Origin of the sequence: Bacillus sp. FSL K6-2944 (assembly GCF_038005385.1) — a bacterium.
Lineage (GTDB): Bacteria > Bacillota > Bacilli > Bacillales > Bacillaceae_G > Bacillus_A > Bacillus_A cereus.
On sequence record NZ_JBBOTE010000009.1, the window covers coordinates 41915 to 60299 of the forward strand.

An 18385-nucleotide genomic window follows, 5' to 3' on the forward strand; every position below is an offset into this window, starting at 1 on the left:
CGTTGGATTGTCATTGCTTATTTTTCCTTAACTCCATTCAAAATGAGGACAAGACATATCAACATACATCGTCTTGTCCTCATTTTATGATTTCACTCAAAAATAAAACGAATCACCTAAAGAACATATAAAAAAACGGACTTCACATATAGTAAGAACAGCAATTCCACCATACAATTCATTCATTGCACACGAAATCCCTACAGAATACTACAAAGTGGCATTGCGCTTTCTCCTGAAAGGCATAAGGCACAGAAAGGCGTACTGTTCTTCCGTACGTCTTTTTTCATACGCTCCCCTTTCGCATAACAAATCAGCATTCCGATTCTTTCATTTGTTATGCGAATCTATTTCTCTTCTTCCATCCTTCTACTTTCTAACTCGCTTTCTAATTTCCGATACCACTTTCCTTTTTTTCGTGTGAAATACGTCTTTACTTCTACATACGGTATCCAAATATCACGTGCCTGAATTCGTTCCATCACACTATCTAACATATATTCTTCTTCATAACGTTTGGGTTTTCGCAAATACATGACGATAAAACCTCGATATTCTTCTTGTAACCATCCTGCTATCAAATTCTTCTGATTCTGTTTCAGATGTGACCATTTCTTGTTCGTTTGGAGAATTTGACCATTTACATGCTCATGATTTTTCATCGTTCTCCCTCACTTTGCTCACCATTATTTGTTCCTTTATTATACCATATTCTACTTTCTTTTCGTTGTACTCCCCCAACCTATCCCAAAACGGAAAAACACGTCCCCACAGCGATGGGAACGTGTTTTAGGAAATCAGCTATTTAAGTAACAACACTACTCATATTAACATGCTAATTTCCTCACGTAAATAAGGAGGCGGAAGAACTCCAGAAAAATCGTCTAAATGGGTTATCACTGCACAGAAAGAACAAGAAGATTGTGCGAAGGTCCTTGACAGACACCTTTACATACGTGCGATGAACGGGCGGGCTAAAAACAGATACCCAAAAGGCTAAAAGTTCCGCAAGGAACAGGTTGTATTTTCTTCCGCTTTGCTTCAGAAAATCTCCACCTTTGGAGAGGGCCACTCTACGTTGTTCCGTAGCCCTTCCATCCTTGCCAAACTTTTTTTGGCACGTCAACGTATCGTTGCTAAGCTGACGACAAAAAAGGAGATTTTAGGTTCTTCAGCTTACACCGAATAGTATACGTGCCAAAACGCCTGTACTATCGTCCATTCATTTCATGTATTTCATGTATCGTTACGTCAATCATGGGGACTAGCCCCCATACCCCCAGCTAGCTTCTGCCAAAAAAGAAGGAGACATTCTAAAATAAAGATATGCATTATTACATATCTTTATTTCTAATAAACATGGTATGATGTATACTATTCCCTTTAACTGTATAGCAAGTTACTACTCATTTGTATTTGTCTATTTTCAGAAAGCGACTGTATCATACAGTCGCTTTCTCATTCATGTCTTTGCTATTTTCTTTTTCTTCGGAAATACAAACTGAATATTCCCAGCGTCCAATTTTAAATACGCATCGAATTCCTTTTCTGATTTCCCTTTTAATCCTTTAAGTAACGTCGTTTTCTTACCCTCTAACAGCTTTATCATATTACTTTCACTAATCTTCTGTCCTAAAAATTCTTTCGAAACAGAAAACTTACAACTCTTTAGATTGTCTTTCGCATATCCAGAACAACCATATATCGTTTTCTTATCTACGACAGGTTTCCCGCAGGATGGGCACTCTCCTATATGATGTTCCGTTTTTTTATCCTCTACAAAGTCATTTATCGCCCATGCGTTTACTTGGTCTTTTGCTTCGTTGATGAGTTTCTGCGCTAACTTTTTGGAGGTTTCTACGAAAGGCTTATCCTTTTTCTTCCCTTCTCCAATTCCTTTCAAATATACTTCCCATTTTGCAGTTAATTCTGGTGAACCAATTGCGGTATCTTTAATGGCTTCCACCATCATTTTCCCTTTATTAGTTACATGTACGATGTTCTTTTCAATTTTGATATACAACAGTGTTTTGATTCTCTCTATAATGCCTGATCTCGTTGCTTCGCTGCCAATATCATGCTTTGCCATTACTGTAATTAGTTGCCCTTCTGTATATAGTTTAGGAGGTTGTGTTTTACCTTCATGTAACTTGATTTCTGTTGTCTCTACAGATTGACCTTGTTCTACAAGTGGAAGCGTCTGTTCTTTTTGATTCTCTTCCTCTTCTTTTCCAAACACGACTTGCCATCCAAGATGGGTAATTTGCTTCCCTGTCGATTTAAAAATATCTTGATTCACTTCAGTGAAAAAGTCTGTTTGATTATATGTCATAGGCTCATAGAACGTTGCTATGACGCTACGCACAACCTCATCATAGAGCCATCTTTCTTCTTTGGATAAGGTTTCTAAGTTAGGAACTTGATTCGTGGGAATCAGTGCGTAATGGTCTCCACATTTCTCATCATCCACGTACGCTTTTTGCTGTACAATCGTGTCTCTTTCTTTTTTTTCAATCAGAGTTTGATAATCTTTACAATTTGCGAGCTTTTCTAGAATACCTGGCAACTGTTCCGCTTCCGCTACAGGAATATGCTGATATTCTGTTCGGGGATACGAAAGCATTCTTTTATCGTATAGGCTTTGTGCAGTTTCTAGTACTACTTTAGGGGACATTTTATATTTCTTATTTAATTTTGCTTGTAAGCCCGACAGATTATATAATTTCGGCGCTTGTTTCAATTTTTGTTCCACTGTCACCTTTTGTATACGTGCTGTATGCTCTTGCAATTGTTGCAACTTTCCCTGTGCTTCTTCTTTTGAATGGAGTTTCATAATGTTATGATCTTGGAGGAGTTTTCCGACATAGGGTATTCCATTCGCATTAAAATGCCCATGAATTTCATAGAATGATTGCAATTTGAAATGCTCTAATTCTTTCTCACGTTGGCGAATTAAGTGTAACAAGGCTGATTGTACCCGTCCTGCACTGAACACCTCTTTCACGCCTTTCTTGTCTCGGAACAACAACGTAAATACTCGTGAGGCATTCATGCCTATAATCCAATCGCTAACAGAACGGGCTTGTTCTTCTAAATAATAACTATATGTTTCTTCTGCATCTCGTAAGTTTTGAAATCCTTTTCTGACTGCATCATGCGTCATACTCTTAACCCACAAGCGTTTTTGTGGTGTTTCGTTCACACCTGCCATGATAATAATATTTTTCGCAATGGCCTCTCCAGCTCTAGCAGGATCAGTCGCAATAATGATTCCATCTGCTTTTTGTAACCACTGTTTCGCATTTTGAAAAATCATTTTTTTATCTTTTGACACCTTCATTTTAAACTCTTCTGGAATAATAGGTAGTTGGTCCATACTCCATTTTTTCCATTCTTCTTTATACTCATCAGGGTTACATAATTCGATGAGATGACCGAGCGCTGATATCATAATCACTTCTTCATCTCCGAAGATTTCCGTATCTTTTACGATAATATGTGTACTTTCTCGTTTGGCACTTTGAAATGCTTCCGAATAACTTTTCATTTGTTGCGGTTTTTCACATAGTATCACTTTCACGTGGATTCCCCCTTGAATTGAATTACAGTTAGAACTTCCGCTCTTCCTATTACTGTTCTATTTCCGCCCATCCATCCGTATAGTACTCCGTAAAAAAGTTTGCAGGGTCTGCATTCCATTCCTCTATACACACTCTACCTAGACTATTTTCTAATTTTTTGAATGTAACTTGTAGATAATCATGTAAACGTTTCAACTCATGTAAGTTATAATTCTTCAATTCTCCTTCAACGAGTGTTTCATCTCCATACGGAATCGTCATGAGTGCCTTGATTTTCTCCAAAAACTTTTCATTTTGTTCTTGTTCTAATAGCATTTCTTGCTCAATTATTTTTTGGAAGTTACATAAGTGAAACCAGCTTGGCTCGTGAATATGCTTTAAATAAACACCTTCCCAATTGTGATGCAGTTCAATTTCAACATACTCTTGATGCCACCTTCTTGCATGTGAAGTGAATCCGAAATATTTACACAATATATTTTCCAAAGGGGCACCAATAAACCAATTATCCTTTACTCGTTTACTTTTCATATTTAACACAATTTCTTCAATATGTTGTAACAGTTTCCGAACTATAATTTCAGCATGATGTGTAGATACATATATTGCTCCCTTATCATATTCTAAGCTCAAATCATGATAGATTCGGTATACAGTTTCTTTTCTTTCTTGCACTTCTATATATTCTTCCAACTGTTTTCACCTCTTCAATTTAGTCATTTAGCAATATACACATTCCATGATTCTAATTTTCTTTTGCAATACTCAATATGCTCTTCTACTGTGCAAGTCGTACCCGTGTTAATATATAACTCATTTGTTGTTTCTTTATATAGAAAAGAAAGAAGCATGGAAAAAATAAACTTCACTTCTCTCACGTAAGGTTGCAATTCAGATATCGGCATGACAATATCGCCCATCGTAAGATAGTACCCTCGATATCCTTTAAATACATCATTCTGATAATCTTTTGGACTGGTATGAAACTTTTCAAAATCCCCCACATAACTGCACCAATTGAATTCAGGAAGTGTTACTAAGAATTTTCCATTTCCTTCATGGTTATAGACTTGAATTTCCATATCCCCTACGTTCGGAATACCAACTTGTGCATACACACATCCTGTAACATCAACGTGAATCCCCCATATTGCCAGATTCGCTTCACCATATCGGAATTGTTGTTCCAAATCCCTCACCTCAATTTGTTATATAGAATCAAGTTAGGTTCAACTCACATATTTTTTGTGTATTTTTACTAAGTACAACTTCCATTCTTTGAAGATTAGATTGTAAAAACATAATGTCAACATGCTTCTGTTCTTGTAAGAACACTACCGTATCAGCCAGTTCTTCTACTATTGCTCTTTTATTCTCACCGAGAAGAATCTCCGGCAAATTATGCATTCTGTCCGCGATTTCAAAAATAAATTGATGGTAAGCTGTTTTTCCAAGCATTTTCTTATACTGATTTGAAGAATACATTCGTAGCAACACAAATGTGTTGTGCATCAATCCTGCTGCCATTTCTTTTAATTGCAAGATGTCTACTTGTATTAATTGTTCTCTTAACCTGTGAATTTTCTCTCTTTCACCTTCGATTTCATGGAAATTTTGCACTTTCTCTTGTTTTTGTTCTTGCTGATTTCTATCATATTCTTCAGAAGAACTCCCCAATGTTTGAAGCATATAACAAATGACTTCTCGTTCGACATGAGAAAATGTACACCGTGGATTACTCCAGATAAACCGTACCATTTCTCTATACCTAACCTTAGTAAAGAGTTCATTCTGCTCAAATTCTTGTAAAAGTTCTCTTTGATATGCTGTTAATACCGATGTATCAATCACATCTAGGGATATAGGGGATTTCTCTACACCAAATAAGTTTCTTAGTTTCTCAAGGTTTTTCTGATACACCTTCTCTTCCTGTGCTGAAAAATCTTCAAAACGATATTCATGTACAAATTTGCTAAACTTCAGTAAACTTTTCAAAAAACGCTTTTCAAAGAATTTCATACTATACTCCTCCGATTCTTCTATAAGATTTCCTCCACAACACCTTCTCCTTTCTTCCAATATTTCAATTTTGCAAACAAGCCTATTCCGTGAAAATAAATAACCCTGTTACTTGCTCTCCTTCTACTGTTTTATAAGGGTCTAGCAATCCAATTCCTAAGCACTCTCTCATAAAACCTTTGTATTTCACTGCTGTTACATCGTTAAAGACAAAATCTATCTTATTAAGATCCTCAAGAATCGTTTCTTTCGCCATATTTACTACCACTAAGTCACTTGGTGCATCAAAGCAACGACTTAGCATAATACTTATTTGTTTACTCTCAATCAAGGCTAATACTTCTCTCACACCTTGCATCATAGTCTTTGTATCAATTTCCATTGGGATTTTTCGAGCTGACACAGCATCGCATAAGTAACAATCTGTTGATTCACAAACATTTTCACATCTTTCACATACATATACTTCTCTCGTTTTTTTCATTTTTTCTTCTCTCCTTTTGGATTATGAATCTGTACTCCAGCATTAAACTTTATAAGCAAGCTTCTCCTCTGTACTGGCGCTGAACCTTTGATATCCTCATACTCTTTTTCTTCGATTTTTTAATTTGCTCCCACATATATTGAAGAACTCGAGCTGTAATTTTTTCTGGAAAGAATCCCTGACGTTCTAATAGAATGTTTTCTATTACCCACGCCTTTCTTGTGTAATACTCATACTCTCCGCCTGTTTCATCCGCAGTAGCTTGTAATGTACTTTCTGTTTTGGAAGCTTTATTTAGTAGTTGTAAACCGTAATACGTTTGACTCCTTGCTTCTCTTACTTCCTTTAGCAACACATACAAATCGTACGTATGATACTGCTTCAACTCTTCTACAGACTGATGAATGTGTTCTAAGAAGAGTTGTTGTTGCATCTTAGTGAACTCAAAACGCTCCCCATTCTGACAAAGCTGTAAGACACCTGTTTGTTGTTCCCGCATATGACCACCACAGAATTCACAAATTTCTTGTACTACACCATTCTTATCAACTTGTATCGGAGTTGCACAGTATGGACAGTTCACGATTATCACACTACCTTTCGTTTAAAATTCTAAATTAATTATACAACTAACTACATGTAGTCGCAAGTAGTTGAAAGTGATTTAAAACATTTATATAATTACATTAGAGGTGGTAGAAATGGAAAACCGAGGCTTAAAAAATCGTAAGACACTTTCGAATGCAATTGCTAAAGAACTTTGGTATGATTTAGACCAATTAGCGAAAGACACTCGTATTAATAAATCTAAATTACTAGACGAAGCTGTTAGCGATTTACTAAAGAAGTATGAGAACCCTACAAAAAAATAACAACGTAGGGTTCTATTTTGTTGTCCACTCCTTATTTTTCGAAACTCACTGAAACCTCTTCTTCCATCACGATTTCTTCTTGTTTTTCCTTCACTAAATCCGCAAATTTTTCTACCTGCTTTTCGTCTGTTACTTCTTCTGCTATGACCGCTAACTCTTCTTTTTGATCTATAATCTTGGCTTGTTGGTTCACTAGTAAAATATGTGATACTTTTTCAATCCTTGTGACAAATTCTTCCGCATTCACTTGTTCAATTCGATGAATATGCGGATGCTGTTCTACAATATACTCTCGTAATGCTTCCATCGTTGCTTCAGGATGTTTTTCAAACTGTTCTGTTACCACTTCTTGAAAATTCTTTTTTATCGTATCCGTAGGTATTTCAGCTTGTTGTTTTACTAAGAGGTTTTTTTCAAGAGGCTGTGGCATAGTAGGTTCTTCCACTGTTTTTTCTTGCACCACTTCTTTTTCTATAAGCTGTTCCTTTTCTTGTACAACCGTCTTCTCATTATCCCTTTCTCGTAACGTTTCCTTTTGATACGGTCTCGCTTGTTCCAGTTTTTGATTCAATTCTTGACTCTTTGTAAGGATGAGATTATTTACACGAACTACTCCATCAATTAATCTATTTTTTGTATACTGTTTAACTTGCCCTGGTGCTTCTTTTACCGTTTGTACATTTTGTTTCACTTTTTGCATAAAGGTTTCTTTTAAGGTTTGATAACTCTGTTTTACATTTTCTTTTAAGGTATGAATGGCTTCTTTCCACGAAACCCCCTTCTCTTTCTGTTCATAGTATTGATGAAGGGTTTGTTCTAAGCTCTTCACATGCTGATCTAATAACTCTTTCACATCCTCTTTGGTCAATGTAGAACCTTTCGGATTTTCTAAATCGCTTTCAATCAGTTGTTGCACGTCCTTCATACTTTTATTCAATACGTTTTTTACTGTAACCGTTTGTAAATTGTCACGTAACACTTCCATTCCCTTTGCTAACCCTTTTTCTTCAGAAAGGTGATGTTCATATTCAAATGCCTGATTGACCTCATACACACCCGACTGTAAACGCTGTAAAAAGGCAGATTCTTGTAACGTCTTCATCGTCTCGCTGACAGTGCGTTCGGATACCTGTGTTTGTTCTGCGATTTCTTTTTGTGTCATATGCAATTGGTTTTTCGCATCTAATCGTTCCATCACAAAATTTAATACTTGGATTTTTTTCTCCCCTTGTAACTGTAAATCCAATAGCGCATTCCAATTTCTATCATGTTTCATTTTCATATAAACCACTCCCTCTGCATAAAATAATTAATTGATATATCCTTCTTCACCTAAAGGCTGTTGGATACTAATGTTTCCTACAATCCATTTTTTCTTTTCAGGACTATATACCATCTCAATATCTAATACCATTTGCATGGTACTCGTTACACCGTTTACAGTCGTATTAATCCACACACGAGAAAACACATTCGCTTTCTCACCATTTTGCACAGCTGTATAGTATAACTTGACATCTTTTATAGCTGAAACAATCGTTGTTTCTGGTGGGGTTTTTTCTGGCTTCTTTTCTTCTCCTGCTGGCTTTAACTTCCCTCTTACAGACTCTGTTGTATATGCATCAATTTTTGACCACCCTTGTTCACCTTTTGACGTATCATACGTAAAGAAGGCTCGTAAAAAGGCGTCTGTATCTTTTTTTACTTTTGTTTCCTCATTGTTCTCTTTTGCCTGCACCTTCTCTTTTAAACTGGTATTTTCTTTCAAAACTTGTTTATATTTTGTTTCATATACTTTCACCTCCCCTTTTTGTTTCCAAGCATACCCTATTAATATCACTATACCTATAGATAAAATCAGAATTGCTATACTACGTCTCATTTTCATTCACCCTTTCTCATCGTTATTGTACTCGACCAAACCCTGCGAGATGTTGCTGCCAATACGGTTTATTTAAATCAGCATAATCAAGGGGGTCACCAGCATGATACATTTGCATATTCCCTTGATAAATACCTACGTGCGTAATATATGTCCCTGAATTATATGTTCCATGGAAAAACACTAAATCTCCGGGCTTTGCTTCTTCAGCAGAGATACGTTTTGTTTGATTCCATTGCATTTGTGCGGTTCGATCTAATTGCACACCTGCTGTTCGGAATGTCCACTGGGTTAAACCACTACAATCAAAACTTGCAGTTGGGCTTGCTCCGCCAAATACATATTTATAACCTTTATATTTAATGGCTTCAGCCATAACTTTTTGAAAAAATTCGTCTCCAACAGCTCCACCACCAGCAATTTCACTCGTTTGATAGTATTTCAAAACTTTTTCAACATAGCTATAATCACCATAACAAAATGGACTTCTGAATCCACATTGTGTGCGCCCATTTGCCATTTTTAAGGCAAAACTTTTCGCTAATTCTAGAGTATATTCCCCGCCATTACTATTAATATAGTTCAAAAATCCCGGGCCAAAATTATATGTTTGAAGGGCTAATTTTATTCGATTGATATCAGATGGACTCTGCACATTTGCTATTGTAATAGAATGTTTGAATTCTTGTACGCCAGCCCATATGCTGTAGTCCGGGTCTGTGATTCCGTTTTGAATTTTCGGGTACTTCGTGTTAAAAGCGCCCTCTGCCGATTGCATGACATCGAGCAAACGTCCGCCGCTCTCCTGCATAATTAAACTTAGCATTAACGGTACATAGGGCTCTACACCAAATTCTTGTGCATATTTACGAACCGTAGGTTCCCATTTTAGAACTTCAGGTGGAACAGTTGTTGTTCCTGTCCCCATTGGTGTTTGTGGCTTACTCCCTCCTCCCCACATCAAACAGATGAAGAGACTAAACAAAACCAGTATGCCAATCAGTATAGGCTTCCAATTTCGTACAACGGTTACGGTTGCTTTGATATACACGGTTCATCATCTCCTCTTCATCAGCACTTGACGTGTCATAAATTTCATCATACTTCCTGTACCACTTGCCACACCTGTAGAATAGACAAATTTTTGTAAAACAGCTGGTGTTGTCACAACCCCTATTAAAATACCTGTTCCTAAAATGGCGTGACCAGATAACATACAATTGAGACCTAAATATAAGAAACTTACTTGGGCGGCTGCTGTTCCCACAATAGCAATCGTTTCTCTCCACCATGTTGAATACATATCCATCTCTTCATTTAAAGCGGATAAGGCTACAAAAGGTATTAACACATAACAAAAGACAATTTGCCCGAGTCTCATAATCATTTGAATATACATTAAGACAAACAAGATAGCGAGTAAGACTAAAAAGAAAATAGCGACAAATACAACCGTTCCTGCCATTTGTAATTGATACGTCTGTGCGATATTCCCTAACACGATTTCACTAACGGATTTATCCCCTTTGTCTCCTGAATTGAGTCCTAAATACTCTACAAATTGATCAACTACCAGCCCCTTATCTGAAATAAATCCCACCCAGAAAGAATTGATTTTAATCATGATATCTAAAAACAAGGGTAACATCAGGAGGCGGTACGCAAACTTTCCGATATCCCCCATGATTTGGGACGTTGTTCTTCTTTGAATGGAACCCGTGGAAATCGCTAAGTATTGTTTAAATAATTGATGAAGGACAATGACTCCTACTAAGGCATAGACGAGAAAGCGAACCCAAGAAAATACATCCTGTATCACCTGTACCTTTTGATATTCCGTATCAATTTTCGTGACACTCACAATCGAACCTAAGAAAAAATTTAAGAGTTGAATCGACAATTCCACAATCCACCGAGAAAAGGCTTCAATGGGATTCGTTACCGTTGTAAAAAAGTCTTTCACCGCTTGCCACATGCACGTTCACTCCTTTTTGTTACTGCGCTGGAGGCACAGTCGCTTGTTTTTGTTGTAACTTTTTGTTTTCTTCAATGACAATTTTCAGTTGCCCCACAATTTCTTTGATTTCAGATTCTTTATCCTGCATTTTTTTTTGTAACTTTGTTTTCTCTTGTTCTAGCATTTGTATTTGTTTCTTTTGTTTTTCACTTTGTTCATCCTGTTTCGCATTCACCATCGCTGGGTGGATACTGTCTTTTGTGATAACATACAAATTACAGGAAACCGATAGTGTCAACAAAGCGACACATAACTTGGTGGAAAGAGGGAAAGAGAAGGGTGCGAATGACCAATTTCTCTTTCTCTTTTTTTGTTTTTCTTCCGTTTCCTCAGGCTCTTGCACGAGTTCTTGCAACGCTTCCCATGTTGTAGATTGATAGATATGTTGTAAAAATTCATTCCTCATTTCTACTGACTGAAGCATGCAAGCTTCAAATGATTCGTTCGAAAAAGCAAAGGCAAGTAAACGTTTCATATGGGTCAACCTATCATTTCGATTAAATCCCGTGACAGGCATGTGGTCCATCGCTTGATACATGAGCTTCACTTCCCCTTTCTTCGTATAAAAAATATTGTCTGGAATGGGAAGGAGCATCGTTTCTTGATGTGTTTGGAAGAGGTGGACCAAGCGAGACACCACTTTCCTTTTGATCGCTTCATTTTCTTGTTGGATACGAGAAAACGATAACAAGTGGGGTTCTTTTTCATACCGAAGTATGACATCTCCTCGTATCATTTCCGCAAAGGTACACGGTAACAAATACGATTTGGTTTGTTTGATGCTGTCAAATGGAGCTTCTTGTTTTAACTTTGTTTTCGAAAACCGATACACATATTCTGTAGCGGTTTCCTCTACCGTCCCGTCCCCAAATACAATAATCATACCTACACCTCCGCTTTCTCTTTTTGTTCTTTCCTTCTTTGTGCTTCTTTCTCTTCGATATGTTCCACTGGCGAAAAATCTCGTTTTTGTTCTTTATAAATCAGACTGAGTGTAATGTGCTGGATCGCTTCTTTCACCTGTATCAGAAACTGTTCTTCTGTTTCCTTTACGTCATAGTGAGGAACGCACTCTATATCTGTCATCATGCAAACTGGATTCTTCTGTACAAGAAACTGAACGCCCTCTTCTCCTTCTTCATCCGCTTCTTCATCCGCTTCTAAATCCATCGTATACAAAGCTTGTATCCGTCCATTTTTCTTTTCTACCCTTACAGGTTGTAACACCTCGTCTCCCCATAGTTCTCGTTTCACCGTAATCGGTAAGGACACAGTTTCTTCGGTGTTGTGTTCCTCTTTCTGTTTCTGACTTTCTGATGTTTCCGTTGTTTCCTGTACTTCTCCTTCACTTGGTACAGATGCTTGCGATTCGTCTTGATTATCTTCTTGTTTTTCATTTTCTGATACAAAGGAAAACTCTACCGTTTCTTTTGGCCTTTCTTCTTTTGGTATACTCGATTCTGCTGACTTCTCTTTTAAATGCCATCCCATGTCTGCCTTTTCTCCTACTTGGTCTGCAAACCAGTTGGCTACCCATGCTTTTTGCGCATGAATGGGTAATCTGCCACGTTGAAATACATAACAATCATTATTTTTCATCTGATTCAAGAGTTCATCGGGTGTCTTGAGCGGTCTCTGTACGTAGGTATACGCTTGTTGATTGCTATCAAATTCTCCAGGTGTTTGGCTATCATTTCGCAACCTTTTGGTCGTCACACCCAGTCGTTCTGAGAAATATTTCGCTGTGTCGAGGTCATTTGTGCCTAAAAAAAGAGTCGTATCACAATTGGACATAATCTCACCAGTTTGTTTCTCACCGTATCGATCCATTAATTGCCCGATACTTTGCGCAATGATTGATACTTCCATCCCATAGGAACGGACCGTAGAAAGTCGTTCTGCAAAATCAGGCATTTTTCCAATGTTGTAAGGTAAGAACCCAGCGCCTTTCCATATTTCTATGATAGGTTTCCAAGAACTCCCCACCGAACCGTACGTACCCCTCTCAAGGTATACGGCTCTCCATCTATTCAGTCTAGTTTTCCCATATGCAAATCAACATGACATCTTTTACATAACACCATTGTCTTTCTTTGGCGGGCTATCATCTGTTTCTCCCACCACTTTTTACCTTTTAGGTCTTTTAATTTTCTAACATGGTGCACTTCTAAATCTGGAGTTTCTTTTTTACACCACTCACATTTATACGCCATTAGGCGTTGAATAAGAGAGGTTGATGCCATATTTTGATTCTCACTTGGAAAATAATTCACATTCCCATTATTTATCGGTGTCTTGCGTCTTTGAAACCCTTTATTATAGAGTATTTCAGACTTAATTCCCTTTTTTGTTTTATAGAAAATTGTAAAAACGCCTTCTACCATAAACTTCTTTTTTGCCTTTGCTAAAGTGGTTCTATATTTATTAGCTAAAGTTTTGTACATCGAATATTCTAAGAAATATTTATAACTATTTAGATGACATACATTTACTGCCAATTGATAGTATTGATACGTGCCTCGAATTTCAGCATTATAAGTTCTTAGGATTTCAATCGGATCCAGTCCCAACAGCTCTGATCGATGCATCGGTTTCCATTTTCCTGTACGCTGGGAAATCTGTATAGTGCCTTTTTTCATTAACCGTTGATATAACGAGTGAGTGGGCATATACAATTCACATTTCCCTTTATATGGGCGTGTTCTTCGACCGTCTGCTCTTCTTTTCACCGCATTGTCGTTTAATATTTTAATGTCATATCCTAAAAATCTTACTTTCTCGCGAGTATTAGTAATTTTTGTTTTTTCCTCGGATAAAGTTAGCTTCAATTTATCCCTTAGAAATTCGGTGAGATTCTTTTTTATGTCTCTTGCATCCTGTTTGCTCCCTATTATTCCTATTAGGAAATCATCTGCATATCTTACATACTGAATTCTTTTATATTTTTCATCAACCGGGAGTTTTGCTTCCATATTATCTCTACTTTTAATAGCCTCAGCTCTTTGTTTTATCAGCTCTTTTTGTTTTTCCTCTTGCTTCTCATTTTGGATTTGTTCGTTAAGAATACGAATTTCTTTTTGAATCAGACTATATTCTGGATTAGTTCTTTTAGATTTTCCTATATCAAAATCCTTTTTGAACTCTTCCATATATTCATCCAGTTCATTTAGGTAAATGTTTGCCAATATTGGACTTATAACTCCACCTTGCGGTGTACCACTATATGTTTTGTGATACTTCCAATCTTCCACGTATCCTGCTTTTAAGAACTTCCATATGAGTGCTATGAGTTTTTCATCTTGAATTCGTTTCCTCAATATTCCTATCAAGACGTGATGACTGATATTATCGAAGAATTTTTCCATGTCCCCTTCAATAAACCATCTACATCCTGTGAATGAACCCTTAATTTGCAATAAAGCTGAATGACAACTCATATTTGGTCTAAAACCATGAGAGCGATTGCTAAAAGTAGGATTATATATAGATTCCAGAATATTCCTAAGGACTTCTTGTACCAATTTGTCATCTATTGACGGAATCCCTAATGCCCTTCGTTGTCCATTCTTTTTTGGAATGTACACCCTTCGAGCTGGATTCGGCTGATATGATTCATCTTTCATCTTTTCGATAATGCGTTGTATTCGATTCATGGACATACCATCTATTGTTTGGTTATCTGTTCCAATCGTCATATTTCCTTCTTTAGCATAAATATTTTGGTAGGCGTTAAGATAAAATAATGGATTGTACAAATTCCTATAAATTTTCACGTATTTATAGTTCTTATCTGTACTATGTTTTACTAGATTTCCTAATACAATTTCAGGATTTCTCAAAGCCTCTCGCTCCTTCCTTCTTTGTAATTAGTCGAATAGACTGCTTTCCTTCGCCCTGTACATAGCTTTCCTATGCTCTGACTACTACGAAAGCTCCGTTACCGTATTAGATTTTCATGAGCCACATACCTTGCTTTTTACACTTGGTATCATCCTCAATAGCCTACCTGCTAGGCACTCCAACTTAGGTAATCCCCATTTAGTACATATAAGAACAAGGGCGTTGTAATATCGGATGCCATCTTCGTTTGTTTCCTGATGCTCAGGTTGAGTTACTTTTGTTCTGCCCACACTTTTAAGTGTGTTTCACGAGAAATTCGGCAAATTTTCTCACGCTCAAGTAACGTGGCTTATCAATGACCCTTTCACCACGGGCGACGATACTCCCTCTTAAACTATGGTTGAAGCAGTTTAGCTTTCATCCTTATTTACAACGTTTCGTTTTGCTCTTCAGTCGTGCCTAGGTCATTTGGGCAACTTAGAGCTTTCCTTGCATGCTCTGGTCCCGTCCAGATTTCTCTTTTTCGGTAAGCAAGGTAACGAATAGGTTAAGCGCAGACTCCTATCTCTTTCCCACAGAGATTTCTTATATGCCCGTATGGGCGCACCGCAAACTCGTCTAATAAGAACCGAACAGGAATATCTAACGTATTATGGTTTGTATCCGCATAGGCACATAATTCTTGAAATAATTGAGCAAAGAATGTATTAATTAACGCTCGATACGTACGGTCTGCCAATGGAATGACCACATATAAAGCGATTTTTCTCTTCCCAATATCCGCTAATTTAAAGCTACTGTATTTTGAAAACGTACGAACCGATTTTAATTTCCATAGTTTCATTGCCTTGGCTGCGTTACTCACAATCCCGCCCCATGTTTTATCTGTCGCATTTTTCACGACACCAAAAGCGATTCTAGCGGACGATTCTTCTTCTAAATTTGCAAACAAATTCTTCAATTCTTTTTCTGAAGGTTCTGTCAATAAGTTGTATACATATTCCATCGAATGCTGTTCTTTCGGCAGGTTTTCTCGCACATATAGAATACCCGCAGTAATTAACGAAACCGCTTGTTCCTGCCAAAAACTATCTCCCGACTGCTGTCCTTCTTCTCCGCCTAAAACTAGCGTTGTTGCAAATTTTTCAGCATCTTCATCCAGTCCTACATAGTCAATCGAGTTGTACATGTCGGATAATGCCATATTTGAAAAATTAATGAGATACACTTCATACCCTTGTTCTCTCTTCTCACGAGAAGTAAGTTCATAGATTTCCCCTTTGGGATCTGACACGACAATCGATTTGTTTTTCGTATTCACGACATTGTTTAAGATATAACATTTTGTTTTTCCTGAACCAGAACCACCTATGACACATACATGTCGATTTAAAAAACTGTCTTCCTTATGAATCATCAATTTATCATTATAGACCGCTAAAACAGTTCCTTCTTCTTTCCTGTCATCCGTAATATCTATCTCATCAAAAATGGTTACCTCATCTGAAAGAGAAGCACTCCCTAATCCTCCATATTCGCTTGCATCTTCCACCGTATGTGGTTTTAACTTTCTCCATGTTTGAAAGGTTGTATAAGCGAAAATACCAAGTAGAATCAGTTGCGCATATTGATACAGTTCGAGTCCTATTGCGAACGATACGGTTTCGATTGGACTCGTCAAGTAGGTGACCGCAAGGTCTTTTGCTGTACCATCCGGCAACTCCATTAACTCGTCTTTATGTTCTAATAAAAAATCAATCATTCGAAGGCCAAATGCCACCACATAATCAATCAAAAGACAGAAACTGAAAATCATTCCGACTGACAACCAAAATGTCTTCCGAGAATCCGCAAGAGGTTTTTCCTTCATACTCATCCCGCTTCCCCCTCTTTTGGTTTTCCGCCCATCAGTTCCCATTCCACCTCTGTTGGTTCAATCAGAAGGTGGACACGCTTATCCGCATAGATAAAAATTCCTTCTCCTTTATTTTTCTTACGAGGTTTTAAAATTTTTCGTTCACTGTCTGAAAATTTGATCTGCGCCTGCGTCATCAAATCGTGAATGGATTTTTCTGCAAGTGGTAAGAACATTTTCATTAGACTATTTTCAATAACCGCTCCCCCGTAATTCTTTTTCCCATCACTCGCTCGGAGTAATTCTTCTACTTGTTGTGTTGCGCCCCATACGCTTCCATCATACTTTCGAATCCGCTTCCAAATTTGATAAATGAATTCCATACTTTGCGGATTAGACGGGTCTGCGAATACGTGTAATTCATCTAAAAACAACGTCTTTCTCCCTGCTGTTCTCGTAATCTCATCCCATAGAAACGAAGTCGCATTGAACATCGCACAAGATTGTAAAGCTGAACCGACTCCTAGCCTGGAAATATCAAACGAAATGAGTTGATTACGTAAATCTACATTGGTAGGTCCATTAAAAATACGATTATTTGCACCCGAAACGTATTGTTTCAGTACATAGGAGAATAACTTTAATGTGTCGTCTCCTTCCTCAATTTTTTTCATCAATAGCGCATATAAATCTGCTAAAACAGGAAAATCTTTGGATTTCTTTTTCTCAAAGTCAGTATCAAATGTCATGTGAAAAGGCTCTGATTCGTATAATTCCACCAGGTAAGCATCTAGTACCGCTAATTCATCAATCGTCATAGACGGACGCATAATCTTGAAAAAAATCTTCACTCTTTCTAAATGCTCAAGTAATGGATTTCCTTTCTTTTTTGTATCTCGCTCATAAAACACGTGTAACGGATTGACACGCGTATCTGTGGTATTGGACAGTTCAATGACCTGACCACCGAGTTTTCCAACAAATTCACTATCTTCTCCTTCTGGATCCATGTTAAAAATACGAATCCCTTCCATAAAATCACGCATCAGTAACATTTGCTTCAATTTGGTTTTTCCGTATCCCGATTGCCCTAAAATAATCCCATTTCGGTTCTGTAATTCCCATTTATTCACCACAATGAGCGATTTTGTTTTGATATTTCTTCCCATCGCAATCCCGCGCTTCGTAAATAATTCGGTCTCATCAAAAGGAAAGAAAGTAGAGAATGCTTTTGTATCCATATTTCTTCTCGTATATTCTCCTACCTTATTTTCCAGAATGGGCAAACAGGATTCAAAAGCATCTTGCATGCGTGCACTAGGCACATAGGCAAAGAGATTACGGGCTGAAAACGCATTATTTACCTTATCCGTTAATTTCTTTAGCTGTTCGAGACTCTCGGCATGAAGCCGAATCAGGAAATGCACGAGTAACATGCCACCTGTATCATTCGCCACTAAATCCTCCAGCATATTATTGGCACTCTCTAATTCCTGTTCCGCTCGTTTTCTCATTTCAGGATTTAATTTTCCCGACAGCAATCTTGCTTCTAACTCTTCAATCGAATTACTAAAGTTCTTAATCATATCAGCAGAGGAAGTCGGTTCTACATGATAGGTAAAGGAGATATTTCCTTCTAACCGATACAATTTGGATAAGAACCCCATGTAGCTACCTGATGGATAATCCGTCATACAAAGGATACGTTCATATCCTTCTCCTACCCGGATATAATCTATTTCTTCCTCAAATATAGCTGGTGCAATCTGATCCGCTACAGAAAAACGTTGAAAGGTTGGTTCTTCTTTTTTCTCTTTTCTCTTGAATCGGAACAT

The 18385-nt window shown here is 37.4% G+C and carries 15 protein-coding genes and 2 pseudogenes; 1 reads left to right on the forward strand and 16 read right to left on the reverse strand.

Features of this window, described 5'->3' with window-relative positions; translation table 11 throughout:
* Nucleotides 1-347: 347 nt before the first annotated feature.
* The 7 genes from MHH55_RS34945 to MHH55_RS34975 form a co-directional block, all read right to left on the reverse strand.
* Nucleotides 348-662, reverse strand: coding sequence for a transposase (locus MHH55_RS34945; protein WP_078185714.1), 315 nt, complete (start codon nt 660-662; stop codon nt 348-350).
* 800 nt (nt 663-1462) lie between these two features.
* Nucleotides 1463-3580: a type IA DNA topoisomerase gene (locus tag MHH55_RS34950; protein WP_340882667.1), complete on the reverse strand. Its 2118-nt coding sequence runs from the start codon at nt 3578-3580 to the stop codon at nt 1463-1465.
* 49 nt (nt 3581-3629) lie between these two features.
* Complete coding sequence (locus MHH55_RS34955; protein ID WP_340882669.1) at nt 3630-4274, reverse strand: hypothetical protein; 645 nt, start codon at nt 4272-4274, stop codon at nt 3630-3632.
* Between the two features lie 23 nt (nt 4275-4297).
* A complete protein-coding gene (locus tag MHH55_RS34960; protein WP_243168590.1) occupies nt 4298-4771 on the reverse strand; it encodes a hypothetical protein in 474 nt (157 codons plus the stop codon).
* A gap of 28 nt (nt 4772-4799) precedes the next feature.
* Nucleotides 4800-5600 (reverse strand): hypothetical protein, encoded by an 801-nt coding sequence (locus MHH55_RS34965; protein WP_078185710.1) that lies wholly within the window; start codon nt 5598-5600, stop codon nt 4800-4802.
* A gap of 82 nt (nt 5601-5682) precedes the next feature.
* Nucleotides 5683-6084 carry a hypothetical protein gene (locus tag MHH55_RS34970; RefSeq protein ID WP_078185709.1) on the reverse strand — a complete coding sequence of 134 codons (402 nt, stop codon included), beginning with the start codon at nt 6082-6084 and terminating at the stop codon, nt 5683-5685.
* Nucleotides 6085-6133: 49 nt separating this feature from the next.
* Nucleotides 6134-6667 carry a hypothetical protein gene (locus MHH55_RS34975; protein ID WP_234803750.1) on the reverse strand — a complete coding sequence of 178 codons (534 nt, stop codon included), beginning with the start codon at nt 6665-6667 and terminating at the stop codon, nt 6134-6136.
* Nucleotides 6668-6785: 118 nt separating this feature from the next.
* Here MHH55_RS34975 and MHH55_RS34980 point away from each other — a divergent pair, with 118 nt between their 5' ends.
* A complete protein-coding gene (locus tag MHH55_RS34980; protein WP_000431537.1) occupies nt 6786-6956 on the forward strand; it encodes a ribbon-helix-helix domain-containing protein in 171 nt (56 codons plus the stop codon).
* Between the two features lie 31 nt (nt 6957-6987).
* On the opposite strand, the gene MHH55_RS34985 is transcribed toward MHH55_RS34980, so the two are convergent.
* The 9 genes and pseudogenes from MHH55_RS34985 to MHH55_RS35025 all read right to left on the reverse strand — a co-directional run bounded on the left by MHH55_RS34985 (nt 6988) and on the right by MHH55_RS35025 (nt 18385).
* Complete coding sequence (locus MHH55_RS34985) at nt 6988-8238, reverse strand: replication/maintenance protein RepL (RefSeq protein WP_340882674.1); 1251 nt, start codon at nt 8236-8238, stop codon at nt 6988-6990.
* A 27-nt stretch (nt 8239-8265) separates the two neighbouring features.
* Complete coding sequence (locus MHH55_RS34990) at nt 8266-8838, reverse strand: hypothetical protein (RefSeq protein ID WP_078185706.1); 573 nt, start codon at nt 8836-8838, stop codon at nt 8266-8268.
* A 22-nt stretch (nt 8839-8860) separates the two neighbouring features.
* Nucleotides 8861-9889: a bifunctional lytic transglycosylase/C40 family peptidase gene (locus MHH55_RS34995; protein ID WP_061659241.1), complete on the reverse strand. Its 1029-nt coding sequence runs from the start codon at nt 9887-9889 to the stop codon at nt 8861-8863.
* A gap of 6 nt (nt 9890-9895) precedes the next feature.
* Nucleotides 9896-10813 (reverse strand): conjugal transfer protein TrbL family protein, encoded by a 918-nt coding sequence (locus MHH55_RS35000; RefSeq protein WP_340882678.1) that lies wholly within the window; start codon nt 10811-10813, stop codon nt 9896-9898.
* A 19-nt stretch (nt 10814-10832) separates the two neighbouring features.
* The gene (locus tag MHH55_RS35005) at nt 10833-11738 is read right to left on the reverse strand and encodes a hypothetical protein (RefSeq protein WP_340882680.1); all 906 of its coding nucleotides are present in this window, start codon (nt 11736-11738) and stop codon (nt 10833-10835) included.
* Between the two features lie 2 nt (nt 11739-11740).
* A pseudogene (locus MHH55_RS35010) lies at nt 11741-12781 on the reverse strand (type IV secretory system conjugative DNA transfer family protein); the annotation flags it as partial.
* A gap of 104 nt (nt 12782-12885) precedes the next feature.
* Entirely contained in the window at nt 12886-14694 is a 1809-nt protein-coding gene (locus MHH55_RS35015) for a reverse transcriptase/maturase family protein (RefSeq protein ID WP_327946840.1), read from the reverse strand.
* Nucleotides 14695-15254: 560 nt separating this feature from the next.
* Nucleotides 15255-16571, reverse strand: a pseudogene (locus MHH55_RS35020) (VirD4-like conjugal transfer protein, CD1115 family); the annotation flags it as partial.
* Nucleotides 16568-18385: a VirB4 family type IV secretion system protein gene (locus MHH55_RS35025; RefSeq protein ID WP_197263113.1), complete on the reverse strand. Its 1818-nt coding sequence runs from the start codon at nt 18383-18385 to the stop codon at nt 16568-16570. The gene MHH55_RS35025 and the pseudogene MHH55_RS35020, both read right to left, overlap by 4 nt.